Below are 23,491 nucleotides of genomic sequence, written 5' to 3' on the forward strand. Positions count from 1 at the left end.
AGGCCGATCCTATGCGTGATCGGCCGCGTGATGGTAAGCCGACCCCGACGACCGGCGGATGACGGCCCGGTGAACGCCCTCAGTCGTTGAAGTGTTTCCACTTCTGCCACGTCGCCACGTGCCGCGCCCGCCGCGCCTCCCTGCGCTCTCCGCGAGCCGCCCGCTGCGCGTTCACCCGCTGGTAGTGGATCGTCACGTCGTCGAACAGACTCGGACCCGCGTGCTGCGTGCTCGCCGCCTCCCGTGCCTGGTCCGCGGCCTCCTGCAACCGGTCCGCCGACTCGGCGAACCGGGCCGAGGCCCGGCCCAGCTCCTCCAGCAGACCCTTCGCCGACCGCCACAGAGAGCGCGCCAGGAAGAATGCTCCGACGAGGCTGCCCGCGATCAGCAGGGCCCACACCCAGAACCACATGGTCGCCCAGCCTAGTGCGGATCGGGCGAGAAGGCTGCCCTGTACGCCTCCAGCGCCTCGCGGGCCGCCCCTGCCACGTCGCGCGCCAGCTCCGGCGGCGACACCGACCGCACGTACGGCCCCAGCTGGATCAGCGTGCTGCGCAGCCAGCCCGGGTTGGTCACCCGCAACGTCACCTCGAAGTCCCCGTCGGGCAGGTTGCGCACCGACTCCACCGGGACCTCCTCCGCGAACCACCGGGCCCGCGGCGCGAACCGGATCGTCGCCAGCGGTGAGGAACCACCCGCGAACAGGGCCGCGAAGTCGATCTCGGCGCCCACCCCCGGGTGCTCCTGCACGGGCACGTCCAGCTCGACCGCGTCCAGGATCCGGTCCACCCGGAACGTGCGCGGCGCCCCGGCGCGGTAGCACCACGCCGCCAGGTAGGCGAACTCGTCCTGCGTGTGCAGCCGCACCGGGTCCACCTCCCGCTCGCTGACCACGTCGGACGACGTCACGTACCGGATCCGCAGCCGGTGCCCGGCCGCCAGCGCCGCCGAGATCACCGCCACCACCTGCCGGTCCCCACCCGGCGCGAGGCGCACGTCCACGGCGCTCGCGGCCTCACCGGTGGCGTCGGTCAGCTTGCGCAGCGCGGACTCCACGACGGCGGACCGGGCGGGGTCGGCCTGCACGGCTCCGGTGGCCTTCATGGCGCGCAGGGCGGCGACCAGTGCGACGGCCTCGCGGGTGCCGAGCCGCAGGGGCCGGGTCATGCCGCGTGCTTCGGTCAGGTGCACCACGCCACGGTCGATGGACGCGGCGTCGAAGTCGATGAGGTCGTCGGGCCAGTACCCGGGGGTGCCGGACACCCACAGGGCGTCGACGTCCTTCTGGATCTGGGCGGGGGTGGTGCCGAACCGGCGGGCGAGGTCCTCGACGGGGACGGGTCCGGCGCCGTCGAGGTAGGCGACGATGCCCAGCAGCCGCAGGAGGCGGTCGTCGGCGCGCTCAGCCACGGGGCACCTCCGTGCTCCCGGCGGGGGCGAGGGCCGCTGCCGCGGCCAGCCGTCGCAGGGTCTCCTCCCGGACGGGTTCCGGTTCCAGGACGATCAGTGCCGCCCCGTACCCGGCCGCCTCGGACGCCATGCCGCTCAGGGACCGGAACGGCACCTCCAGGACGTCCCACCCGGTGGCGTCCGCGCCGTCGCCGGCGCCGGGCAGCCGGTCCAGCCAGGTCCGGCGGTCGCCGTCGGGCACGGGCTTGGCGCGGGCGCGCAGCGCGCCCGCACGTTCGGGGCGGACGGCGACCACGGCCTGGCGGACCTCGCCGTGCGCCTTGCCGAGCATCACGTCGGTCTCGAAGTCGGGGATGTCGTAGGCGCCCGCGGGGCCCGTGATCCGTACGCGCGACTCGATCCGGGACAGCCGGAACACGCGGGGTGCCTGCCGGTCGCGGTCGAACGACATGAGGTACCAGCCGCCGTCGCGGGCCGCGATGCGCCAGGGTTCGACGTGCCGGGTGCGGACGGTGCCGTCGTACGCGGCGCGGTAGCTGAACGTGACGGTGCGGCGCGCCTCGATCGCCTCCATGAGCGGCCCGTACGCGTCGCCCACGGCCCGCACCGACGGTGCCAGCCCCGCCAGCGCGTCGGCCGACGGGTCGCCCGCCCCCGCGGCCCGGAGCTTGACCAGGGCACGGTTGATGTCGGTCTGCAGGGTCTTGTCCTGCCAGAACTGCGCGGCCAGCGACAGCACGCCCAGCTCCGCCGGGGTCAGGTCGATCGGCGGCAGCGCGTAGGCGTCCTGGTCGATCCGGTACCCGAGCTCGTCGGTGTGCCCGCCGGTACCCACGGTGACCACGGGGATGCCCAGGGCCCGCAGCATGTCCTTGTCCCGCTCGAACATCCGCTCGAACGCCTCGTCGCTGGGCGCGTCCGCGTACCCGGCCACGGCGGTGCGCACCTGCTGCTTGGTCATCGCCGCGTTCGTGTTCACGAGCGCGATGACGAGGTTCAGGAGGCGTTCGGCCGGGTTCAGGGCCGCGCCGGCGGCGGCACCGGGGCCGGCTGTGGAGGACGGGTCGCTGGACATCAGGACAACGGTAGCCTCCAACCTGTGATGACGTGGCGGATCGGTACGGTGATTTCCACAGGCAAGGCCTGGCGCGGGGCACGCGAGCTCGAGGTGACCCTCGACCGCCCCCTGCCCGGCGCGCGCGACGACGGCGCCACCGGCCCCGTCACCGTGCGTGCCCTGGCCTACACCGACCTCGTCGGCGACCCCGCCACCGGGGACGCCCTGCTGCTGAACGTGTCCGCCCTGGCCCGCGGGCTCGGCACCGGCGGGTACGCCCTCGTCGTGGGCCCCGCATCCGCCGGCACCACCCTGCCGCCCGACCCCGACCCCGGACCCGGCCACCTCGTCAAGGCCCGGTACACCCCCCTGCAGAGCATGGTCCTCGGCGTCGACGAGCAGGAATCACCCCACCACGCCACCCTCGCCGATGCCGACACCCTGGACGGCATGCCCGTCGTTGTCGCCGACCTGCACTCCGCGCTGCCCGCCGTCGTCGCCGGCCTGCGGCACGCCCCCGGCGGCAGCGACCTCAAGGTCGCCTACGTCATGACCGACGGCGGAGCCCTGCCCGCCGCGTTCTCCCGCACCGTCGCCGCCCTGCGCGACGCCGGCTGGCTGACCACCTGCGTCACCGTCGGGCAGGCCTACGGCGGCGACCTGGAGGCCGTCACCGTGCACACCGGGCTCCTGGCCGCCCGCCACGTCGCCGGGTGCGACGTCGCCGTCGTCGCCCAGGGACCCGGCAACCTCGGCACCGGCACCCGGTGGGGCTACTCCGGCGTCGCAGCCGGCGAGGCCGTCAACGCCGCCGCCACCCTCGGCGGCCGCCCCGTCGCCTCCCTGCGCGTCTCCGGCGCCGACCCCCGCGACCGGCACCTCGGCATCTCCCACCACTCCCTGACCGCCTACACCCGCGTCGCCCTCGCCCCCGCCGACATCCCCGTGGCCGCACCCACCCCCGCCGTCGAACGCCTCACCGGCTGGGGAGACGACCTCACCCACCGCATCCGAACCCAGGCACCCGCCCTGACCACCACCCCGGCCGGCCACACCCTCGTCGACGTCCCCGCCGACACCCCCCTCCTGGACACCCTGCGCACCTCCCCCGCCGGCCTGCGCACCATGGGCCGCGGCCTGGACGCCGACCCCGCCTCCTTCGTCACCGCCGCCGTCGCCGGACTGCACGCCCACCACCTCGCCACCGCACCCACCACCGCATGAGACCCGCCACCCGCCTGACGATCACCCTCCTGCTCGTCACCACCGCCGTCCTCGGCGCCGCCACCGCCACCTCCTGGGACCTCGACCCGCCCCACCTGCCCACCCCCGCCTTCACCGTGGCCCCACCGCCCGCCACCGCCCCCGACGCCAGCCCCACCCCCACGGCCCAGCCCCTGCCCGACACCACCCCCGACACCACCTGGCTCGCCCTCACCGCCGCCATCATCGTCGGCCTCCTCCTGCTCGCCGGCGCCACCCGCCTCGTGCGCCACCTCCTGGCCACCTACCGCGCCCGCACCACCACCCACCCCGACACCCTCCCCGGCGGCACCACCACCGCCGCCCTCGACCACGAGGTCGACATCCCCGAGATCCAGGACGCCGTCACCCGCGCCCTCGCCCACCTCCAGGGCCACACCCGCCCCCGCGACGCCGTCGTCGCCGCCTGGGTCGCCCTCGAGGAGGCCGCCGAACGCGCCGGCACCCACCGCGACCCCGCCCAGACCACCACCGAGTTCGCCGGCACCGTCCTGGCCGCCACCCCCGCACCACCCGCCGCCGTCACCCGCCTGCGCACCCTCTACCAGCGCGCCCGCTTCACCGACCGGCCCGTCGACCGCGCCGCCGTCGACCAGGCCCGCGAGGCGCTCGCGGACATCGCCCGCAGCCTGGAGGTACCCGACGTGCCTGCCACCCAGGACGCCACGCACGACGGCGGCCCCGGCGCACCCGGCCCGAGGGACACCCCGTGACCGGCGCACCATGGAACGCGCGCCGGATCGTCGTGCCCACCGTCCTGGTCGCGCTCGGCGCCGGCGGTCTCGCCTGGTGGAGCGTCATCGACCTCTGGCACGCCGCCGCGGCCACCGCCCTTGCCTGCGCCGTCAGCATCGTCTGGGCCGCCACCGAGACCACGGTCGCCGACCCCGAGTGGCCCCGCACCGCCGTCGACGCCCGCCCCGGCGGACGACACGACGTCTCCGACCTCGGCTGGTCCGTGTTCGGCCGTGACGGCCTCGTCACCGACCGCGTCGTACGCCGCATCCGCGCCCTGGCCGTCGACCGGCTCCGCGCCCACGGCGTCGACGCCGAGGACCCCGCCACCCGCCCCGAGGTCGAACGCCTCCTCGGCACCACCGTCGTCCGCCAGCTCGCCTCCGGCATGCCACCCCGCGCCCGCACCGTGCAGGGCTGGCTCGACGCGATCGAACGCCTCGGCCCCGCACCCGACCCCGCGCGCCGCACCACCCCCGCCGACGCACCCACCGACACCGACACCGACCCCGAGGAGCACCGTGCCTGACCTCAGCACGCCCGACACCCCCGGCCCCGCCCACCCCACGGCCACGCCGCTGCCCGTCGCCGAGGTCGCCGCACTGGGCGAACAGGTCCTCACCGAGGTCGGCACCGCCGTCGTCGGCATGCACGACGCCCTGCGCACCGCACTGGCCACCATCCTCGCCGGCGGCCACGTCCTGTTCGAGGACGTCCCCGGCCTCGGCAAGACCCTCGCCGCCCGCTCCCTGGCCACCGCCCTCGGCCTCGACTTCGCCCGCCTGCAGTGCACCCCCGACCTGCTCCCCGCCGACATCACCGGCTCCTCCGTGTTCGACCCCGCCACCCGCACCTTCGAGTTCCGCCCCGGACCCGTCTTCACCGGCCTCTTCCTCGCCGACGAGATCAACCGCACCGCCCCCAAGACCCAGTCCGCACTCCTCGAAGCCATGGCCGAACGCCAGGTCTCCATCGAAGGCACCAGCCGCCCCCTGCCCCACCCCTTCCACGTCCTGGCCACCTCCAACCCCGTCGAGTACGAAGGCACCTACCCCCTGCCCGAGGCACAGCTCGACCGGTTCATGGTCCGCCTCGCCGTCGGCTACCCCGACCCCACCCAGGAAGCCGAGGTCCTCACCCGCCGCCTCACCCGCCGCCAGGAAGCCGCACCCGTCCACCAGGTCGTCGACCCCACCACCGTCCTCGCCATGCAAGCCGGCACCGAAGCCGTCCCCGTCGACCCCGACGTCGTGCGTTACTGCGTCGACCTCACCACCGCCACCCGCCACCACGACGCCCTCGAGGTCGGCGCCTCACCCCGCGGCTCCCAGAACCTCGTCCTCCTCGCCCGCGCCGTCGCCGTCCTCGACGGCCGCGACTACGTCCTGCCCGAAGACGTCAAGCGCATCGCCGTCCCCGTCCTCGCCCACCGCATCACCCTCACCCCCACCGCCTGGGCATCCGCCACCCGCCCCGAGACCGTCATCACCGACCTCCTGCACACCGTCCCCACCCCCACCACGGTGCGCACCCCATGACCATCGGCGGCATCATCGTCGAACGCGGCCGCACCTCCCGCGGCACCCGCGCCGACGCCACCCGCGGCTGGCGCCTCACCTCCGCCCACACCACCGCCACCGTCACCGGCGTCCTCCTCCTGGCCACCGCCGTCCTCGCCGGACGCCCCGACCTCGCCCTCATCGGCATCCCCGGCCTCCTCGCCGCCACCTGGGCCGCCACCACCCGCCCCACCACACCCCTGCACGCCACCCTCCGCCAACCACCCGGCCCCACCACACCCGGCGAGCTCGCCGCCACCCTCCACCTCACCCCCGGCCCCACCCCCCACGACACCACCGACATCGCACACCTCCGCATCACCGCCACCGGCCACCGCCCCACCCACCTGGCGCTCGCGGCCCGCCCGCCCGGCGGTCTCGCCGACGACGGCGCACGGCACGTGCCGCTCCGCCTCTCCTCGGTCCGCACGGGACCCCAGGACACCTTCACCGTCGACGTGCGCGGCTCCCGGCAGCACACCTGGGAGGAGGAGCCGACCACCGTCGGCGGGGCCCGCCGCCTCGTCGTGCCCGGCTCCGCCCCGCTCGGCCGCCTGCCCCTGCCGAGCCGGCTGCGCGGCCTCACCGGCCCTCACTCCTCCCGCCGGCTCGGCGACGGCTCCGAGCTGCGCGACATCCACCCCTTCACCCCCGGCGACCGCCTGCGCCGCATCGACTGGCGCACCACCGCCCGGCGCTCCCCCGACCTCGACACCCTCTACGTGCGCCGCACCTACGCCACCGCGGAGGCGACCGCCGTGCTCGTCGTCGACTCCCGCGACGACGTCGGCCCCGACCTGCGCACCTGGCGCGGCTACGGCACCCTCCGGGTCGACGAGCCGACCTCCCTCGACCTGGCCCGGCACGCCGCCGCGTCCGTCGCCCAGGCACTCGTCGACGCCGGCGACCGCGTCGGCCTGGAGGACCTGGCCCGGCGCCGCCGCCCCCTGCCGCCCGCCGCCGGACGGCGCCACCTGCGCCGCGTCGTGCACGGCCTCGCCCTGGCGCACCCCACCGGCCGCGCCGCCGGCCACCGGGTCCGGCCGCCCCAGGTCCCCGCGGACGCCGTCGTCTACCTCTTCACCACCCTGCTCGACGACGCACCCCTGCACCTCGTGCGCACCTGGCACGCCACCGGCCACCCCGTCGTCGTCGTCGACACCCTGCCCGACGTGCACCCCGTCACCGAGAACCACCTGCGGATCGCCTGGCGCATCACCCGGCTCGAACGCACCGACCGCGTCGCGGCGCTCGAGGGCGAGGGCGTACCCGTCGTGCGCTGGGCCGGCTCCGAGCGCGACCGTGCCGCCGCCCGCTTCGAGGCCCTGGCCCGCGCGGCCCGGCGGCACGTCCCGGGGCGACAGCAGTGATCCGCGCCGCCCTGGCCGCGTGGACCGACCGGGTCCGCTCCCGGCGCACCGACCCCGCCCGCCGGCCCTTGCCCGAGATCACCACCGTCACCGGCCCCACCCTGCGCGGCTGGGTGCTCCGGCTCGCCCTCCTGGTCCTGACACCGGCCCTGGTCCTGACCGCGGCGTCGCGCACCCCCGGTCTCGCACCCGCGCTGCTCGCCACCGTCGTGGTGCTCGGCACCGGGCTGCTCGTCCTGCGTCCGACCCCGGCCACCGCGGGCGGCGTCGTCGTCCTGGCCGCCGTGCTCCTGTGGGGACTCGAACCCGGACCGTTCGACCCCTGGGCCCTGCTCGTCGCGCTGCAGTCCTACCTCCTGACCCGCCTCACCTGGTGGGCCGGCCACGTGCCCGCCCGGGGCCGCGTCGAGATCGCCGCCCTCCTGACCGGCTGGCGCCGCGACGTCGTCGTCCTGGCCGCGACCGCCGCGCTCGGCGCGCTCGCCCTCCTGGCCTCCGGCACCACACTGCCCGGCGCCGTCCTGCTCGCCGCGCTCGCCGTGGCAGGCACGGCGGCGCTCGCGCTGGCGACCGGGCGCACCTCGCGTGACGATGGATCCAGCGAACCGGAAGCCTGACCGGAAGAGAGGTCCCGTCATGTCCCCGAAGCTGCCCCGCTACACCGTCCCGTCGCTCACGCCCGAGCAGGGCGCCCAGGTCGCGGAGATCCTCCAGCGCAGGTTGCACGCGCTGAACGACCTGCATCTCACGCTCAAGCACGTGCACTGGAACGTCGTGGGGCCGCACTTCATCGGTGTCCACGAGATGCTGGACCCGCAGGTCGAAGCGGTGCGGGCGATGGTCGACCAGATCGCCGAGCGCATCGCGACGCTGGGCGTGGTGCCCGTCGGGACGCCGGGTGCCCTGGTCGAGGCCCGCACCTGGGACGACTACAAGCTGGGCCGGGCGCCGGCGATCGAGCACCTGGCGGAGCTCGACGTGGTCTACGACGGCGTGATCACGTCCCACCGTGCGGCCGCGGACGAGACGGCCGGGCTGGACGACGTGACGAACGACCTGCTGATCGGGCACCTGCACGACCTGGAGCAGTTCCACTGGTTCGTGCGGGCGCACCTGGAGTCGGCGTCGGGTGCTCTGCCTGACTGATCCACCACCCGGGCGCCCGGACCACATGCATGGTCCGGGCGCCCGGGTCGTTCCTGCGCGGGTTTCTCAGCCGACCGGGGTGAACTCCCGGGCGCCGAGGAAGGCGGGGCGTGCCGTCCCCGCCGAGAACGGCGCGACGGCCGTGTTCTCGACGCTGTTGTAGACCAGGAAGATGTTCGAGCGCGGGTACGGCGAGATGTTGCCGTTGGAGCCGTGCATGCAGTTGCAGTCGAACATGACGGCACTGCCGGCGCGGCCCGCGAGCACGTCGATGCCGTGCTCGTCGGCCATGCGGGTCAGGATCTCCTCGCTGGGGGTGCCTGCGTTCTGCATGACCAGGGACTGCTTGTAGTTGTCCTCGGGCGTGGTGCCGCTGCACGAGACATAGGTCTTGTGCGTGCCGGGCATGATCATCAGCGGGCCGTTGAACGAGTAGTTGTCCGTCAGCGAGATCGAGATGCTCACGGTGCGCATCCGGGGCAGGCCGTCCTCGGCGTGCCAGGTCTCGAAGTCGGAGTGCCACGCGAAGTCGCCCCCGCCGAAGCCGGGCTTGAGGTTGACCCGGCTCTGGTGGATGTAGACGTCGGACCCGAGGAGCTGCCGTGCCCGGCCCACGACGCGCGGGTCGGCGGCGATCCGCGCGAACACGTCGCTGGTGCGGTGCACCTCGAAGATGGTCCGCACCTCCTGGGAGGTGCCCTCGATGATGGTGCGTTCGTCGGCGCGCACCGCGGGGTCGGTGGACAGCCGGCGCAGCTCGGCCCGGAACTCGTCGACCTCGGCGGGTGTGACCAGGTCCTCCAGCACGAGGTATCCGTCGCGGTCGAAGCCGTCCAGGAGGTCCTGGTCCAGGGGGCCGTCGGCGGCCGTGCCCCAGACCACGCGGTCCGCACGGGGGATCTCGGTGGCGTCGCCCTCGACGCGCGTCGGGTAGAGGTCCTCGGTCCTGTCGGTGGTGCCCGTCGTCATACGGCAGCCCCCTCCTTCGTGTCGTCCGTGCTCTCGGTGATCAGCGGGTAGACGCCGTCGGCGTCGTGCACCTCCCGTCCGGTGACGGGCGGGTTGAAGGTGCAGATCAGCCGCAGGTCGGTGGTGGGGCGCATGGTGTGCCGCTCGTTGCCGTCCAGGAGGTACATGGTGCCGTCGGAGATCTGGTGCACCTCCCCGGTCTCCCGGTTCTCGAGCTCGCCGGTGCCGCCCACGCAGTAGACGGCCTCGATGTGGTTGGCGTACCACATCTCGGTCTCGGTGCCGGCGTACATGGTGGTCTCGTGGAACGAGAAGCCCACGCCCTCCTGGGCCAGCACGAACCGGCGGCTGCGCCAGGTCTCGGAGCGCACGTCGCGGTCGGTGCCCTCCAGGTCGGTCAGTCGCGTGACGATCACTTGTTGTCCTCTCCTCGGGGTCGGGTCTGCTGTGCTGGGGTCTCGTGGGGGCCGGGACCGGCCTGGTCCGTGACAGCCGGCGCACCGAGCACCTCGGCGGTCGCCGCGGCGATGACGTCGATGCCGGACCGCAGCTCGTCGGCGGTGATGGTCAGGGCCGGCATGGTCTTGAGCACCTCGTCCTCGGGCCCGGACGTCTCGACGAGCAGGCCCCGCTCGTACGACGCCGCCGCGATGCGGCCCGCCGCCGTCGGGTCCGGGAAGCGGATGCCGGTCAGCAGCCCGCGACCCTTGACGACGGCGTCCTCGTAGCCGTGCGCGATCCGGGCCAGCCCGTCGTGCAGCTCGGTGGCGCGCTCCTGGACCTGGGCGGCGAACGTCCCGTCGGACCAGAACTCCTCCAGGGCGGCGGTCGCCGTCACGAACGACGTGTTCTGGCCGCGGAACGTCCCGTTGTGCTCACCGGGCTCCCACTGGTCCAGCTCGGGCCGGATCAGGGTCAGCGCCATCGACAGGCCGAAGCCGGAGATCGACTTCGACAGGCAGACGATGTCGGGCGTGATGCCCGCCTCCTCGAAGCTGAAGAAGTCGCCCGTGCGGCCGCACCCGGCCTGCACGTCGTCCAGGATGAGCAGGATGCCGTGCTCCCGGCAGAGGTCGGACAGGGCGCGCAGCCACTCGGGGCGCGCCGCGCTCAGGCCGCCCTCGCCCTGCACGGACTCCACGATGATCGCGGCCGGCTTGTCGACGCCCGAGCCGCTGTCGCCCAGCACCCGCTCCAGCCACAGGAAGTCCTCCGTGGCACCGGAGAAGTAGTCGTCGTACGGGATCTTGGACGTGTTCGTCAGCGGGAGGCCGGCGCCGTTGCGCTTCATCGAGTTCCCGGTCACCGACAGCGCACCCAGCGTCATGCCGTGGAACGCGTTGGTGAACGACAGCACGTGCTGCCGGCCGGTCACCTTGCGGGCCAGCTTGAGGGCGCTCTCCACGGAGTTGGCTCCCGTGGGCCCCGGGAACATGACCTTGTAGTCCAGGTTGCGGGGCGCCAGGACCCGGTCCCGGAACGCCGTCAGGAACGCCCGCTTGGGCACGGTGTGCATGTCGAGGGAGTGCACGATCCCGCCGCTGCGCAGGTAGTCCACCAGCGCGTCGAGCAGCACCGGGTGGTTGTGCCCGTAGTTGAGCGCCCCGGCCCCCGCGAAGAAGTCGAGGTAGCTGCGGCCGTCCTCGGCCTGGATGGTGCTGCCGGCCGCCGTCGTGAAGGTCGCGGGCCAGCCACGGCAGTAGCTGCGGACCTGGGACTCGAGCTCGTCGAAGATGTCACCCCCGCCGGCCGGGCCGGGGATGCTGCTGGTGCTGCTGGTCGTCGGGTCGATGGGCATCACGGTGTTCGGGCGCATGGCTCCTTCCACGGTCCGGCCCTGGTGACCGGACTCGGCTGTGGTCGTGTGGTGGTACTGGGTCTGGTACGGAGATCTGGTGGGGTTCGACCCGGACCCGGGTCAGGAAGGGGACGGCGTCAGGCGAGCGGGCCGATGCGGAACACCAGCTCCGCGTCGTGGCCGTCCGGGAACGCCTCCGCAGGGAAGACGGTCCGCACGTCGACGGGCGCACCCTGTGCCGACGCGAAGGACATGAACAGGGCGATCGACGCCGTGTTGTCCGAGGTGATGGTGGTCTCCACGTGGGTGCAGCCCGGATGCCGGTCCGCGAGGTGCGCGAGCATCCGGGAGGCCAGCCGCTGTCCGCGGTAGGCGTGGTCCACGGCGACCTGCCAGACCATCAGCGTGGTCGGCTCGTCGGGCCGGACGTACCCCGTGACGAAGCCGGCGGGCTCGCCGTCGACGGTCACGATCACGGACGTCCGGGCGAAGTCACGGGCCCAGAGGAGATACGCGTAGGACGAGTTGAGGTCCAGCGTCTTGCTGTCGCGCGCGAGGCGCCACATCGCTGCTCCGTCATCGACGGTGGGCTCCCTCAGCGCCACCGTGGTCTCGGTCGGATGGATGTGCTTGAGTTCCTCTTCGAGGTTCTGCATGACAAATCGACCGTAACGAACTTGGGCGACGAATGCACATTGCCGTCCCATGACACTCCCGTTACCGGGGTGTTCCGGCGGCAAATTCACGGTCACGACCCACACCCCCCCCACCCGGCCCTGACCGGCACCAGCACACCGCTCCCGCCACATCCGGCACTCCCGGATCCGGCCGCCAGGTCACAGACCGGTCACAGTTCCGCGCAGCAGGCTAATGTGCCTCGCGTGACCGAGCCCTTCATCCGCCCCTACCGCACCACCGACCGCGCCGACGTCGCCGACATCTGCGTCCGCACCGCCGCGGCCGGCGGCGACGCACGCGGCCTCTACTCCGACGACCTGCTCATGCCCGACGTCTACGCCCTGCCCTACGTCGAGCACTCCCCCGACCTCGCCTGGGTCGTCGAGCACGACGGCCGCGCCGCCGGGTACGTCATCGGCGTGGCCGACACGCAGGCCTTCGCCGACTGGTGGGCACGCGAGTGGAACCCGGGCTTCACCGCCCGCCACCCCGCGCCCGGCCCTGCCACCGGCGCCGACCCCGGCTACACCGAGGCCCAGCTCCTGCACGACGGCACCGACCCCCAGCGCATGGTCCGCGGACTACGCCACGGCGAGCTCACCACCCACCCCGCCCACCTGCACATCGACCTGCTCCCCGTGCTCCAGCGCCGCGGCCTCGGCTCCCGGCTCATCGACACGCTCCGCGCGGCGCTCGCCGACCGCGGGGTACCGGGCCTGCACCTCGGCTACGCCGCGGAGAACACGGCCGCCCGGAAGTTCTACGACCGCTACGGCTTCACGGAGCTCCCGTCGTCGACGCCGACGTCCCCGCTCCTCGGCATCACGACCCGTTGAGAGATGGACGTCCGTCCGGCCCGCCGGGAGAGCACGGACGTCCAGCACTCAGCGGTCCTCCTGGGCGGCGGCCTGCCAGGCCCGGCGGATCTGTTCGAAGCGGGTCGGGAGGGGCGGGCGGAGGGCGCCGTAGCGGGCGTTGGTACGGTGCACGAACCGGCGCCAGGACAGCACCAGCCCCTGGCGCGTGATGGGCAGCCCCGACGCGACCGTCGTGCCGTTGTCGTGCGTGTGGTGCACCGTGAGCAGCAGCGCGCGCGGCACCGAACCCTCCAGCTCGGCCGCCAGCTCCTCCCGGACAACCATCCAGTGCTTGAGCAGCACCACGACCTCGGCGGGCAGCAGGTGCCGCCGGGGCGTGCGGTGCTTGCCGTGCCGCACCAGCACGCTGCCCTCCGACGTCCGGGCCCGCGCCGGCCCCAGGTCGACGTCCTCGACGCGGACCCGCAGCAGATCGCCGTACCGGGAACCGGTCGCCCGCACCAGCCCCGTGATCACGGCGAGCCGCACCGTCTCCGGCTTGGCGCCGGGCCGCATCGCCTCGGTCGACAGCTCACGCCACACCCACTCGGCCTCCTCCAGGCTCACGGGCGGCCGCGGGTACCGGCCCGGCTCCCCGGCCCCTGCTGGTGGTGACGTGGCATCGGCGCTGGTCATGGTCTCAAAGTACGCTTGGCACACTATTAATGGAAGAGGACGCGCCGTAGGCTCGTGCGGTGGACCTCCCCAGCACCATCGCCCGGCCCGTCGACCACGAGCTCGTCGTCAAGAAGTCCCGGTTCCTCGCGCACCTCGCACCCGCCACCACCGTGGCGGAGGCCGACGCCGTCATCGCCCGCCGGCGCAAGGAGCTCTGGGACGCCCGCCACCACTGCGTGGCCCTGGTGCTCGGCACGCACGCGGCCGGTGCGCCCCGGACCGTCCGCTCCTCCGACGACGGCGAGCCCAGCGGCACCGCCGGCGTGCCCATGCTGGAGGTGCTCCGGCACCGCGAGGTCACGGACGTCGTCGCCGTCGTCACCCGGTACTTCGGCGGCGTGAAGCTCGGCGCCGGCGGACTGGTGCGCGCCTACTCGGGCGCCGTGGCCGCCGCGCTCGACGTCGCCGCGACCTCCGGGGCGATGCTCCGCCGCGAGCTGCTGTACGAGGTCGAGGTACCGGTCCCCCACGCCGACGCCGGCCGCATCGACAACCTCCTGCGCGACTGGGCGTCCGGGCACGGCGCGGTGATGGAGCCGCCGAGCTACGGCTCCGTCGCGCACCTGCGGCTGCTGGTGCCGCGCGCCGAGCTGGACGCGCTGACCGCCGACGTCGCTGCCGCCTCGGCCGGTGCTCTCCTGCCTGACGTCGGCGATGCCCGGGTGGTCGACGTGCCCGTACCGGCGCGTCGGCCTTGACTGCCGCCGTGCGGGGGTGAATTGTCTGGGGCACCCAGTCTGCGCCTGCACCGTGGAGGGACCGACCATGCACCGTCGCATCCGCCCGACCGCCACCGTCGTCGCACTGACTGCCACCGCAGCCCTCCTGGCCGGATGCGGCGCACCCAGCCAGGAGCCTGCCGACACGATCACCTTCTGGACCCCGCAGTCGACGCCGGACCGCGTGGCCGCGCAGGAGGCGGTCGCCGAGCAGTTCACGCAGGAGACCGGCATCGAGGTCGACGTCGTCCCTCTCGCCGCTGCCGACCAGGACCAGGCCCTGGTCACCGGGGCCGCCTCCGGCGAGGTGCCCGACGTGATCCTCGCCGGCGCCGCGCAGGTGACCTCCTGGCAGGCCCAGGGCCTGCTCGACACCGACGTCGTCCAGGCCGCGATGGAGACGCTCGACCCCGCGACGTTCAACGAGAACGCGCTCGGGGCGGTCACCGTGAGCGACGGGGACACGGGCGAGAGCACCCTCGCCGCCGTCCCGAGCGACGGCTGGGTGCACCTGATCGCCTACCGCACCGACCTGCTCGACCAGGCGGGCGTGGACGTGCCCACCACGGTCGCCGAGCTGGCCGACGCCGCCACCACGATCGAGCGCGAGCTCGGCGTCACGGGCATCGCCCTCGGCACCCAGCCGGGCACGGCGTCCGGCACCGAGGGCATCGAGTCCGTCTTCCAGTCGGCGGGCTGCCGGCTGGTGTCCGACGGCGCCGTGACGATCGACTCCCCCGAGTGCACGCAGGCCGCGGCCCGGTTCAAGGAGCTGCGCGACTCGTCGGTCGCGGGTGACTACGACGTCGAGTCCGCCCGCGCGGCCTACCTGGCCGGCGACGCCGCGATGCTGCTCTTCTCGACCCACGTCCTCGACGAGCTCGCCAACCTCGACGAGGCCGTGCCGCCCACCTGCGAGCAGTGCGCCGACGACCCCGCGTTCCTCGCGGAGAACTCGGGCTTCATCACCGCGCTGGAGCCACCCGCAGGCGCCGAGACGGCCCAGTTCGGCGCCACGCTCGCCTACGCGGTCCCCGCCCGAGCGCACGCCGAGGAGGCCCGGCGGTACATCGAGTACGTCATGGACGAGGGATACGCCGACACGCTCGCCGTCGCGACGGAAGGCCGCCTGCCGCTGCGCACCGGCACGCCCGAGGAACCGACCGCGTTCCTCGACGCGTGGGGCGGGCTCGGCTTCGGGCCGAAGGTCGAGTCCTCGGTCGCCGAGGTGTACGGCGACGACCTCGTGGCCGCCATGGGCGAGGGCATGACGGCCGTGTCCCGCTGGGGCCAGGGCACCCCCGACGCGACGCTCGCCGGCCTCGTGGCCACCCAGGGCACGCTCGCGCAGCAGCTCGACCCCCTGTACCGCGGCACCGCGCCCGCCGAGGTGACGCGGCAGATGGCCGCAGAGGTGACGGCGCTGCAGCAGGACCAGTGACGTCCGCCCGCGCCCGGGAGCACCGGTCCGGCTGGCTCCTCGTCTCGCCGTCGCTGGCCGTCGTGGCGCTCGTGGTACTGCTGCCGTTCGCCCTCGTGGTGGTCTTCGGGTTCTCCGAGACGCGCCTGGTCGACATCCCCTACCTCGGCACGGAGCCCGTGGAGTGGTCGCTCGACAACTTCCGGCGGGCCGTCGCCTCGCAGGCGTTCTGGGGCGCGCTGTGGACCACCGTGCTGTACGCGGGGCTGACGGCCGCCGGGTCGCTGGCCGTGGGCCTGGTGCTCGCCCTGGCGCTGCGGCGGCCGTTCCCCGGCCGCGGCGTCGTCCGGGCGCTGCTGCTGGTGCCGTACGTGCTGCCCGTGGTCGCCGCGGCCACCATCTGGAAGACCATGCTCAACCCCCAGTACGGGCTGGTGAACGCGTTCGGCCGGGCCTACCTGGGCTGGGACACCCCGGTCGGCTTCCTGAGCACCACCAGCGCCGACGTCTGGGGCGTGCCCGTGCCGGTCGCGCTGCTCGTGGTGGTGGTGTTCGACATCTGGAAGTCCGCGCCGCTCGCCTTCCTCTTCCTCACCGCGCGCCTCCAGTCGGTGCCCGGCGAGATCGAGGAGGCCGCCGCGCTCGACGGCGCGAACCGCCGCCAGGTCCTGCGGTTCGTGCTGCTGCCGCAGCTGCGCGCTGTGGCGCTGCTCCTGCTGCTGCTCCGGTTCATCTGGTCGTTCCAGACGTTCGACGACGTCTACCTGCTCACCGAGGGCGCGGGCAGCACCCAGGTCATGGCCATCCAGGTCTACACCGAGCTCGTCACGAAGGCCGACATCGGCAGCGCCGCCGCGTTCGGGCTCCTCATGAGCCTGATCCTCGGTGTGCTGCTGGTCGGGTACGTGCTGCTGTCCCGCCGGACGAGCGAGACGTGAGACCAGTGGTGAGACCAGTGGTGAGAGGGGAACCATGAGCGGTGTGCGTCCCACCCGTGCCTCGCGCGCCGGCCGAGCCGTCGTCGTCGCCGTCGCGCTGCTGTGGTCGCTGGGCCCGGTCGCCTACGGCGTCGTGCTGTCGATGCGCCCGTACGGCGAGGTCACCCGCGACCCGCTCGGCCTGCCCTCCGGCCTGGACCTGTCCGCGTTCGCCACGGCGATGCGCGACGAGGCCGACGGCGGGTTCGGGCTCGGCCGGTTCGTGCTCAACTCCCTGGGCGTGGCCGCCGGGACCGTGGTGCTGAGCGTCGCCGTGTGCGTGCTCGGCGCCTACGCCGCCGCCCGCCTGCGGTACCGGGGCCGGGCCGTGACCAACGGCATCATCCTGGCCGTCTACCTGTTCCCGGGGATCGTGCTCGCGGTGCCGAAGTTCGTGATCCTGTCCCGGCTGGGGCTGACCAGCTCCCTGGTCGGGCTGCTGATCGTCTACGTCGCCGCGACCGTGCCCGTGGCGCTGTACATGATGCGCAACTTCTTCCTGGCACTGCCGGCCAGCGTCGAGGAGGCCGCCGTCATGGACGGCTGCTCGCTGGGCCAGCTCCTGGTCCGGGTGGTGCTGCCGATCGCCGTGCCCGGCGTGGTCGCCACCGCGATCTACGTGTTCATGATCGCCTGGAACGAGTACTTCTACGCGCTGCTGTTCCTCGTGCAGCACCGCGACCTGTGGACGGCGCCCCTCGGCATCGCGCAGCTCGGCGACTTCCAGGTGCCGGTCACGGTGCTCCTGGCCGGTTCCATCGCGGTGACCGTGCCCGTCGTGATCGTCTTCTTCCTCGCCCAGCGGTACATCGTCTCGGGCCTCGTGCAAGGAGCCGAACGATGACGGGGCCGCTGCGGCTCGCCGTGCTCGGCGCGGGTGGTCGCGGGGCGGACGCCTACGGCCGCTGGGTGGCCGCGCACCCCGACCGGGCGCAGATCGTCGCCGTCGCCGACCCGGACCCGGCGCGCCGGGACGCCCTCGCGGGCACGACGGCGGCGCGCTACCCGGACTGGCGGGCGCTGGTGGCCGATCTCGGCGGGCCCGACGCCGCGCCGCACGCCGCGCCGCACGCCGTGGCCGACGCGGTGGTCATCGCCCTGCCGGACGCCCTGCACGTCCCGGCCGCGGCCGCCGTCGCCGAGGCCGGGCTGCCGATGCTCCTGGAGAAGCCCGCCGCCCCGACCCTGACCGGGCTCACCGACCTGGCCCGCGTGGTGCGCCGCACGGACGCCCGGGTCGCCGTCGGGCACGTGCTGCGGTTCGCGCCGTTCTGGCGTGCTGTGCGGGCGGTCGCGGCATCCGGGACGCTGGGCGATCTCGCGACGATCGAGATCCGGGAGAACATCGGGTTCTGGCACTTCGCGCACTCGTTCGTGCGGGGCAGCTGGAGCAGCGCGGAACGGTCGAGCCCGATGGTGCTCGCCAAGACGTGCCACGACCTCGACCTGATCCGCTGGCTCGCCGGGGCCCCGCCGCTGACGGTGACGAGCGAGGGGTCGCTGCTGCACTTCCGCCCGGAGAACGCGCCCGACGGCTCCCCGGCACGCTGCACCGACGGCTGCCCGGCGGCGGCCGACTGCCCCTTCTACGCGCCGCGCTACTACGTGGACGCCCTGCGGGACCGCACCGGCCACCCGGTCACCGTGCTCGGCGACGACGTGTCCCCCGCCGGCCGGCTCGCGGCCCTGCGGCGCGGCCCGTACGGGCGGTGCGTCTACCGGTGCGACAACGACGTCGCCGACCACCAGCAGACGCTCCTGCGGTTCGCCTCCGGCCTCACCGCGACGCTCACCGCCAGCGCGTTCACCGCGGAGAACACGCGGCACCTCGCGATCACCGGCACGCGGGGAGAGCTCCACGGGCACATGGACTCCGGCGAGATCCGGGTGGACCTGTACGCGCCGTCGGGCCGGCTGCCGCAGGAGCTGCTCCCCGGCGGTGTCGACGTCGTCGCCTCCGGGACGGCCGGACCGCTGCGGCATACGACCCACACGCTCGTCGCGCGGTCCGAGTCGGTGGCGGCCGACCACCGCGGCCACGCCGGGGGCGACGACGGCCTCATGGACGCCTTCTGCCGTGCCGTGACCGACGGGACCGTGGGACGCGGCGAGCTGTCGTTCGCCACCGTGCTGGACAGCCACCTCATGGCGTTCGCCGCGGAACGGTCACGTACCGGCGGGGGCGTGGTGGACTTCCCGGCCTGGGCAGGTACGGCGCTCGGGGACGCGGGGCGGGACGTGGCATGACGGGGGCCGAGGGGCTCGGGTCGCACGGTGCGGGGACCGGAGGTGCGGGGACCGGAGGTGCGGGGACCGGAGGTGCGGGGACCGGAGGTGCGGGGACCGGAGGTGCGGGGACCGCGGGTTCCGGTGGCGGCAGCGCGGGCGCGGCGTGGGCCGAGGCCGTGCGTGGTGTCGCGGCACGTGCGGGGATCGACCCGGGGCGGGTCACGGTCGAGGCGCTGCCCGTCGCCGTCCCGGACGCGACCGCTCCGGACGCGACCGTCCCGGACGCGACCGTCCCGGACCGCGCCCCCGCGGGCGGAGCCGCCGACTACGGCGCCGCGCACGGCCACCTCACCCTCCGCGCGACGGACCCGGTGGCGGCGTCGGTGGCGCTGGGCCGGTACGCACGCCGGTACCTGGGTGTGCGGTTCACGTGGCGGCGGCCGACCCTGGGCCGCCCGTCCGGCCCCCTGCCCGACGCGCCCCGTACCGCGCTGTCGTCCCCACACGGCATCCGGTACCACCTCAACGTCGTGACCTTCGGCTACTCGACCCCGTTCTGGGGCTGGGAGCGGTGGGAGCGCGAGCTCGACTGGATGGCCCTGCACGGCATCACGCACCCGCTCGCGCTCGTCGCGCACGAGGCGGTGCTGGCCGAGACGTTCCGCCGGTCCGGGCTGCCGGAGGCGGTCGTCGCCGAGTGGATCGGCGGCGCCGCGCACCTCCCGTGGACGTTCATGGGCGGCATGCACTCGTTCGGCGGGCCGCTGCCCGCACGCTGGCCCCACCGCCGCGTGGACCTGGCGCGGCGGATCCTCGCCCGGATGCACGAGCTGGGCATGACACCGGTGCTCCCCGGCTTCGGCGGGCACGTGCCGCCCGCCCTCGCGGGTGCAGGTGCGGGTGCGCCGCCAGACCGGTACCCGCCGGGCGAGATCGAGTGGCAGGGCTGGCGCACCCCGCTGCTCCACCCCGCCTCGCCGCGGTTCCAGGAGCTGCACGCCGTCTTCGGGCAGGTCCAGCGCGAGCTCCTCGGCCCAGGGACCGGGTACTACGCCGTCGACCCGTACATCGAGTCGGTGCCGCCGTCGGGCGACCCCGAGCACCTGCGCGCGGCCGGCCGCGGGACGTACCGTGCGCTCGCCGCCGCGGCCCGGGCCGCGGGCGAGCCGGAGCCGGTCTGGGTACTGCAGGGCTGGCCGTTCCACTACAAGGGCGCGTTCTGGACCTCCGCCCGGACGGCGGCGTACCTGCGCGACGTCCCCGCCGACCGCTCCCTCGTGCTCGACCTCTGGGGCGAGCACGTGCCGCTGCACGAGGCGCTCCTCGCCGACGGCGCCCCGATCGCCGGACGCCCCTGGGTCTGGTGCGCGCTGCACAACTTCGGCGGGCGGCCGGCCCTGTTCGGCGACCTGGCCGGCCTCGTCCGCGACGTCACGAACCTGCCCGACGGCGTGCCTCACCTGCGCGGCGTCGGCCTCGCCCCCGAGGCGATCGAGAACAACGAGGTCTTCTACGAGCTGGCGACGGACCTCGCCTGGGACGACGGGCCCCGCTCCCCCGCGGAGCTCGACGGCTGGCTGGAACGGTTCGTGCTGCGGCGGTACGGGCTGGGCGGTCACGGGCCGGACCGGGCCGGGTTCGACGGTGACGGCCTCGGCAGGCTCGGGTCGGATGACGGCCCGGCCCGGCCCGGCCGAGGTGTGTCGGGTGACGGCTCAGACGATCTGGTGGGTATGGCGCTCCGCGCTTGGCACACTTTTTTCTCGACCCTCTACGGCCCCGGCCGCACGCGTTCCGTCCCGACGCCCGTGATCGCCCGGCCCTGGACAGCCGGCCTCCCCTTTCCTGCTCAGCGCAGCGCGGGCGAGTCCCTCGCGGCACCGGCGCCCGCCACGCCGTCGTCCGACGTGGACGCCGAGAACGACCCCGCCGTCGGTGTCGCGCTCCCCCGCCTTGCCCGGGCCGCCCGGGATCTCCGGACGGTGCTCGACGCCCTGCCCGCCGACGATCCGGGGCGGGACACGCTGGCCGCAGACCTCGCCGACGTCACGGCGCACGTCCTGGCCCAGGGCACCCGGACGCACGTACGCGGCATCCTGGCCGCCGCCCGCGCGGGCGACCCCGCCAGCGTCCGCTCCCACATGGCACGACTGCGCGCGGACCTGCTGGAGCTCGACGACCTCGCCGCGGCCCGCCCCGAGACGCGGGTAGCGACCTGGGTCGACGCCGCCCGCGCCTGGGGCGACACCGACGCCGAGCGGGCGGCCATGGAGCGCGAGGCCCGGAGCCTGGTCAGCGTCTGGGGCGGGCAGCACAACGGCCTGCACGACTACTCCGGCCGGCACTGGCACGGCCTGGTCCGCGACCTCTACCTGCCACGCTGGCAGGCCTGGGCCGACTGGCTGGCCGGCCTCGCGGCAACGGGTCCGGTGCCACCGGACGCCGATCCGGCGGCCCTGCGCCGCCGGATCGTCGCGATCGAGGAGGCGTGGCGAGCGGGCGGGCCAGGCGCGGCGGGACGATAGCTCGCGGTCAGAGCCGTCGCGATCAGCGCCGTCGCGGTCAGAACCCGTCCGGACCGATCGTCGCCCCGTCGGGCACGGTGCCGCCGGCGCCGGACAGCGCCGCCTTCCCCTCGGCGCGCACGCCAGCGCCGAAGGTCCAGTCCCCGTGCACGGTGAGCGAGTCGGCGTCACGCAGCGAGGGCGCCCCGGCGGCGAACCGCCGGGTGAAGCCGTCGATCAGCTTGTAGTGGGCCTTGTCCAGGTCGACCAGGGGTGCGGGGGCCTGGGCCTCCAGCCGGTACTCCGGGGTCAGGTCGTACACGTCGGAGCGCAGCACGAGCAGGTCGTTGGTGGTCTTGACGGGCAGGAACCGGGACCGCTCGACCTCGATGGCGGTCGCCCCCTCGAAGACGGCGACGGCCGCACCCATCGCGGACTCGATCTGCACCACCGCGGGCGACGAGGAGTCGGCCGGGTCGACCGTCTTGTCGTTGCGGATGAGGGGCAGCTCGAGCACGCCGCCCGTGCGCTCCAGCTCGGCGGCCAGGGCCTCGAGGTTGAACCAGAGGTTGTTCGTGTGGAAGAACGGGTGCCGCGTGGCGTCGAGGGAGGCGGCGACGTCGTCCGGGTGGGTCTGGGCCGTCTCGCGCTGGACGATGCGGCCGTCCGCCTTGCGGATCACGAGCTGTCCGCCCTTGACGTCGGCGGGGGTCTTGCGGCACAGCTCCGCGGCGTAGGGGGCACCCGAGGCGGCGAACCAGCCGGCGATGGTGGCGTCGGGCGTGGCGCCGAGGTTGTCCGAGTTGGAGACGCACATGTACCGGAAGCCGGCCTCCAGCAGCGCGGTGACGACGCCCGAGGCGTGCAGCGCCGGGTAGAGGTCGCCATGGCCGGGCGGGCACCACTCCAGCTCTGGGTCCTTCTCCCAGGTGACGGGCGTGAGGTCGTCGGCGCGCAGCTTGGGCTCACGGTTCTGCAGGAAGTCGACGGGCAGCCCGTCGACGGCGATGTCCGGGTAGCGCTCCAGGGCCGCCAGCGAGTCGTCGCGCGTCCGGAACGAGTTCATGAACAGCAGCGGCAGCCGGGCGCCGGTGGCCTGCCGGGCGGCGCGGACCTGGCCCACGATGATGTCGAGGAAGGTGAGGATCTCCGTGCCGCCGGGCGCCTCGCGCACCGGGAGCAGCGACTTGGCCTGGTCCATGCCCATCGAGGTACCGAGCCCGCCGTTGAGCTTGAGCATCGCGGTCTGCGCGAGGGCGGCGGCCGCCTCGTCGTCGCCGATGCTCAGCTCCGCCCGGTTCGGGATGTCGACCAGCGGCTCGACATCGTCCTCGCGGATCAGGCCCGTCTCACCCGCCTGGAGCAGGTGGTAGAACCGCGTGAAGGTCTCGATGGCGGCGGGGGCGACCCCCGCCTCGGTCATCTTGGTGCGGGCCTGCTCGAGCCCGGCGGGGTCCGTGGTGGAGGAGGGCGTGGAAGACGGCATGGCAGAAGGCTATTCGAAGCGCGAGGGGTCGCCCGCGCCGATTCGGACGACCTGGGGATAACCGTCCGACCAGTCCACGACGGTGGTCGGCTCCGTCCCGGCGTCGCCGCCGTCGACCACGGCGTCCAGCACGTGGTCGAGCTCCTCCTTGATGGTCCAGCCGTCCGTCATCGGTTCGGCCTGGTCGGGCAGGATGAGCGTCGAGGACAGCAGCGGCTCACCCAGCTCGCGCAGCAGGGCCTGCGCCACGGCGGAGTCCGGGATGCGCACGCCCACGGTCTTCTTCTTGGGGTGCGCCAGGCGCCGGGGCACCTCGGCCGTGGCCGGCAGGATGAACGTGTACGCACCCGGCGTGGCCGCCTTGATGGCCCGGAAGGCGGAGTTGTCCAGCTTGACGAGCTGGCCGAGCTGGGCGAAGTCCGAGCAGACGAGCGTGAAGTGGTGCTTGTCGTCGAGCCGCCGGATGCGGCGGATGCGGTCGGCGCCGTCGTGGTACTCCATGCGGCAGCCCAGCGCGTACGAGGAGTCGGTCGGGTAGGCGACGAGCGCGTCGTCGCGCAGCATCGCGACGACCTGGCCGATGGTGCGCGGCTGAGGGTCGACGGGGTGGACGTCGAAGTAGCGGGCCATGCGGCC

At 74.1% G+C, this 23,491-nt stretch carries 24 protein-coding genes; 14 read left to right on the forward strand and 10 right to left on the reverse strand.

The features are described 5' to 3' along the window. Positions 1-79 precede the first annotated feature (79 nt). From ACIG47_RS07830 to ACIG47_RS07840, 3 genes are read right to left on the reverse strand one after another with little or no spacing between them, the layout of a single operon-like run. Positions 80-412, reverse strand: coding sequence for a hypothetical protein (locus ACIG47_RS07830; protein ID WP_397417477.1), 333 nt, complete (start codon positions 410-412; stop codon positions 80-82). A gap of 11 nt (positions 413-423) precedes the next feature. Beyond that, a complete protein-coding gene (locus ACIG47_RS07835) occupies positions 424-1,410 on the reverse strand; it encodes a helix-turn-helix transcriptional regulator (protein WP_397430324.1) in 987 nt (328 codons plus the stop codon). Next, complete coding sequence (locus ACIG47_RS07840) at positions 1,403-2,485, reverse strand: helix-turn-helix transcriptional regulator (RefSeq protein ID WP_397430325.1); 1,083 nt, start codon at positions 2,483-2,485, stop codon at positions 1,403-1,405. The genes ACIG47_RS07835 and ACIG47_RS07840 overlap by 8 nt, the downstream gene beginning before the upstream one ends. A 24-nt stretch (positions 2,486-2,509) precedes the next feature. On the opposite strand from ACIG47_RS07840, the gene ACIG47_RS07845 reads away from it, so the two are divergent. The 7 genes from ACIG47_RS07845 to ACIG47_RS07875 are packed head-to-tail and all read left to right on the forward strand — an operon-like array spanning position 2,510 to position 8,540. Next, entirely contained in the window at positions 2,510-3,691 is a 1,182-nt protein-coding gene (locus tag ACIG47_RS07845; protein ID WP_397430326.1) for a DUF3866 family protein, read from the forward strand. Further along, positions 3,688-4,443, forward strand: a complete 756-nt coding sequence (locus tag ACIG47_RS07850) for a DUF4129 domain-containing protein (RefSeq protein WP_397430327.1) — start codon at positions 3,688-3,690, stop codon at positions 4,441-4,443. The genes ACIG47_RS07845 and ACIG47_RS07850 overlap by 4 nt, the downstream gene beginning before the upstream one ends. Beyond that, positions 4,440-4,994, forward strand: a complete 555-nt coding sequence (locus ACIG47_RS07855; RefSeq protein WP_397430328.1) for a hypothetical protein — start codon at positions 4,440-4,442, stop codon at positions 4,992-4,994. The genes ACIG47_RS07850 and ACIG47_RS07855 overlap by 4 nt, the downstream gene beginning before the upstream one ends. Beyond that, entirely contained in the window at positions 4,987-6,003 is a 1,017-nt protein-coding gene (locus ACIG47_RS07860) for an AAA family ATPase (protein ID WP_397430329.1), read from the forward strand. The genes ACIG47_RS07855 and ACIG47_RS07860 overlap by 8 nt, the downstream gene beginning before the upstream one ends. Next, complete coding sequence (locus ACIG47_RS07865; RefSeq protein WP_397430330.1) at positions 6,000-7,394, forward strand: DUF58 domain-containing protein; 1,395 nt, start codon at positions 6,000-6,002, stop codon at positions 7,392-7,394. The genes ACIG47_RS07860 and ACIG47_RS07865 overlap by 4 nt, the downstream gene beginning before the upstream one ends. After that, the gene (locus ACIG47_RS07870) at positions 7,391-8,011 is read left to right on the forward strand and encodes a hypothetical protein (RefSeq protein ID WP_397430331.1); all 621 of its coding nucleotides are present in this window, start codon (positions 7,391-7,393) and stop codon (positions 8,009-8,011) included. The genes ACIG47_RS07865 and ACIG47_RS07870 overlap by 4 nt, the downstream gene beginning before the upstream one ends. A 19-nt stretch (positions 8,012-8,030) precedes the next feature. After that, positions 8,031-8,540: a Dps family protein gene (locus tag ACIG47_RS07875; RefSeq protein WP_397417497.1), complete on the forward strand. Its 510-nt coding sequence runs from the start codon at positions 8,031-8,033 to the stop codon at positions 8,538-8,540. A gap of 66 nt (positions 8,541-8,606) precedes the next feature. On the opposite strand, the gene thpD is transcribed toward ACIG47_RS07875, so the two are convergent. The 4 genes from thpD to ectA all read right to left on the reverse strand — a co-directional run bounded on the left by thpD (position 8,607) and on the right by ectA (position 11,963). Next, on the reverse strand, positions 8,607-9,509 hold the full coding sequence (gene thpD, locus ACIG47_RS07880) for an ectoine hydroxylase (protein ID WP_397430332.1): 903 nt from the start codon (positions 9,507-9,509) through the stop codon (positions 8,607-8,609). Further along, a complete protein-coding gene (locus ACIG47_RS07885; protein ID WP_397417501.1) occupies positions 9,506-9,925 on the reverse strand; it encodes an ectoine synthase in 420 nt (139 codons plus the stop codon). Before ACIG47_RS07885 ends, thpD begins: the two co-directional genes overlap by 4 nt. After that, the gene (ectB, locus tag ACIG47_RS07890) at positions 9,922-11,307 is read right to left on the reverse strand and encodes a diaminobutyrate--2-oxoglutarate transaminase (RefSeq protein ID WP_397430359.1); all 1,386 of its coding nucleotides are present in this window, start codon (positions 11,305-11,307) and stop codon (positions 9,922-9,924) included. The genes ACIG47_RS07885 and ectB overlap by 4 nt, the downstream gene beginning before the upstream one ends. Before the next feature lie 137 nt (positions 11,308-11,444). Beyond that, positions 11,445-11,963 carry a diaminobutyrate acetyltransferase gene (gene ectA / locus ACIG47_RS07895; RefSeq protein WP_397417503.1) on the reverse strand — a complete coding sequence of 173 codons (519 nt, stop codon included), beginning with the start codon at positions 11,961-11,963 and terminating at the stop codon, positions 11,445-11,447. Between the two features lie 225 nt (positions 11,964-12,188). Here ectA and ACIG47_RS07900 point away from each other — a divergent pair, with 225 nt between their 5' ends. Continuing rightward, positions 12,189-12,821 carry a GNAT family N-acetyltransferase gene (locus ACIG47_RS07900; protein ID WP_397430333.1) on the forward strand — a complete coding sequence of 211 codons (633 nt, stop codon included), beginning with the start codon at positions 12,189-12,191 and terminating at the stop codon, positions 12,819-12,821. Between the two features lie 48 nt (positions 12,822-12,869). Here ACIG47_RS07900 and ACIG47_RS07905 read toward each other — a convergent pair whose 3' ends face one another. Beyond that, complete coding sequence (locus ACIG47_RS07905; RefSeq protein ID WP_397430334.1) at positions 12,870-13,478, reverse strand: tyrosine-type recombinase/integrase; 609 nt, start codon at positions 13,476-13,478, stop codon at positions 12,870-12,872. A gap of 59 nt (positions 13,479-13,537) precedes the next feature. Between ACIG47_RS07905 and ACIG47_RS07910 the strand changes: the two genes are divergently transcribed. The 6 genes from ACIG47_RS07910 (at position 13,538) to ACIG47_RS07935 (ending at position 21,390) form a co-directional block, all read left to right on the forward strand. Next, positions 13,538-14,218: an IMPACT family protein gene (locus ACIG47_RS07910; RefSeq protein ID WP_397430335.1), complete on the forward strand. Its 681-nt coding sequence runs from the start codon at positions 13,538-13,540 to the stop codon at positions 14,216-14,218. Positions 14,219-14,285: 67 nt separating this feature from the next. Beyond that, positions 14,286-15,680, forward strand: coding sequence for an ABC transporter substrate-binding protein (locus ACIG47_RS07915; RefSeq protein ID WP_397430336.1), 1,395 nt, complete (start codon positions 14,286-14,288; stop codon positions 15,678-15,680). Next, positions 15,677-16,597 carry a carbohydrate ABC transporter permease gene (locus ACIG47_RS07920; RefSeq protein WP_397417513.1) on the forward strand — a complete coding sequence of 307 codons (921 nt, stop codon included), beginning with the start codon at positions 15,677-15,679 and terminating at the stop codon, positions 16,595-16,597. The genes ACIG47_RS07915 and ACIG47_RS07920 overlap by 4 nt, the downstream gene beginning before the upstream one ends. Before the next feature lie 34 nt (positions 16,598-16,631). Next, positions 16,632-17,480, forward strand: coding sequence for a carbohydrate ABC transporter permease (locus ACIG47_RS07925; RefSeq protein ID WP_397430337.1), 849 nt, complete (start codon positions 16,632-16,634; stop codon positions 17,478-17,480). After that, complete coding sequence (locus ACIG47_RS07930; protein WP_397430338.1) at positions 17,477-18,883, forward strand: Gfo/Idh/MocA family protein; 1,407 nt, start codon at positions 17,477-17,479, stop codon at positions 18,881-18,883. The genes ACIG47_RS07925 and ACIG47_RS07930 overlap by 4 nt, the downstream gene beginning before the upstream one ends. Next, positions 18,880-21,390, forward strand: a complete 2,511-nt coding sequence (locus ACIG47_RS07935; RefSeq protein ID WP_397430339.1) for an alpha-N-acetylglucosaminidase TIM-barrel domain-containing protein — start codon at positions 18,880-18,882, stop codon at positions 21,388-21,390. Before ACIG47_RS07930 ends, ACIG47_RS07935 begins: the two co-directional genes overlap by 4 nt. 37 nt (positions 21,391-21,427) lie before the next feature. Here ACIG47_RS07935 and ACIG47_RS07940 read toward each other — a convergent pair whose 3' ends face one another. Further along, positions 21,428-22,855, reverse strand: a complete 1,428-nt coding sequence (locus ACIG47_RS07940) for a UTP--glucose-1-phosphate uridylyltransferase (protein ID WP_397430340.1) — start codon at positions 22,853-22,855, stop codon at positions 21,428-21,430. Positions 22,856-22,864: 9 nt separating this feature from the next. After that, entirely contained in the window at positions 22,865-23,485 is a 621-nt protein-coding gene (locus ACIG47_RS07945; protein ID WP_397417524.1) for an L-threonylcarbamoyladenylate synthase, read from the reverse strand. Positions 23,486-23,491 lie beyond the last annotated feature (6 nt).

This window comes from Promicromonospora sp. NPDC052451 (assembly GCF_044547525.1).
Classification (GTDB): Bacteria; Actinomycetota; Actinomycetes; order Actinomycetales; family Cellulomonadaceae; genus Promicromonospora.

Bases quoted from the DNA above. Each gene is read 5' to 3' on its own strand.
- ACIG47_RS07830 (WP_397417477.1), bottom strand. From the start codon at position 412: ATGTGGTTCTGGGTGTGGGCCCTGCTGATCGCGGGCAGCCTCGTCGGA.
- ACIG47_RS07840 (WP_397430325.1), bottom strand. From the start codon at position 2,485: ATGTCCAGCGACCCGTCCTCCACAGCCGGCCCCGGTGCCGCCGCCGGC.
- ACIG47_RS07850 (WP_397430327.1), top strand. From the start codon at position 3,688: ATGAGACCCGCCACCCGCCTGACGATCACCCTCCTGCTCGTCACCACC.
- ACIG47_RS07865 (WP_397430330.1), top strand. From the start codon at position 6,000: ATGACCATCGGCGGCATCATCGTCGAACGCGGCCGCACCTCCCGCGGC.
- ACIG47_RS07875 (WP_397417497.1), top strand. From the start codon at position 8,031: ATGTCCCCGAAGCTGCCCCGCTACACCGTCCCGTCGCTCACGCCCGAG.
- thpD (WP_397430332.1), bottom strand. From the start codon at position 9,509: ATGACGACGGGCACCACCGACAGGACCGAGGACCTCTACCCGACGCGC.
- ectB (WP_397430359.1), bottom strand. From the start codon at position 11,307: ATGCCCATCGACCCGACGACCAGCAGCACCAGCAGCATCCCCGGCCCG.
- ectA (WP_397417503.1), bottom strand. From the start codon at position 11,963: ATGCAGAACCTCGAAGAGGAACTCAAGCACATCCATCCGACCGAGACC.
- ACIG47_RS07905 (WP_397430334.1), bottom strand. From the start codon at position 13,478: ATGACCAGCGCCGATGCCACGTCACCACCAGCAGGGGCCGGGGAGCCG.
- ACIG47_RS07915 (WP_397430336.1), top strand. From the start codon at position 14,286: ATGCACCGTCGCATCCGCCCGACCGCCACCGTCGTCGCACTGACTGCC.
- ACIG47_RS07925 (WP_397430337.1), top strand. From the start codon at position 16,632: ATGAGCGGTGTGCGTCCCACCCGTGCCTCGCGCGCCGGCCGAGCCGTC.
- ACIG47_RS07930 (WP_397430338.1), top strand. From the start codon at position 17,477: ATGACGGGGCCGCTGCGGCTCGCCGTGCTCGGCGCGGGTGGTCGCGGG.
- ACIG47_RS07935 (WP_397430339.1), top strand. From the start codon at position 18,880: ATGACGGGGGCCGAGGGGCTCGGGTCGCACGGTGCGGGGACCGGAGGT.
- ACIG47_RS07940 (WP_397430340.1), bottom strand. From the start codon at position 22,855: ATGCCGTCTTCCACGCCCTCCTCCACCACGGACCCCGCCGGGCTCGAG.
- ACIG47_RS07945 (WP_397417524.1), bottom strand. From the start codon at position 23,485: ATGGCCCGCTACTTCGACGTCCACCCCGTCGACCCTCAGCCGCGCACC.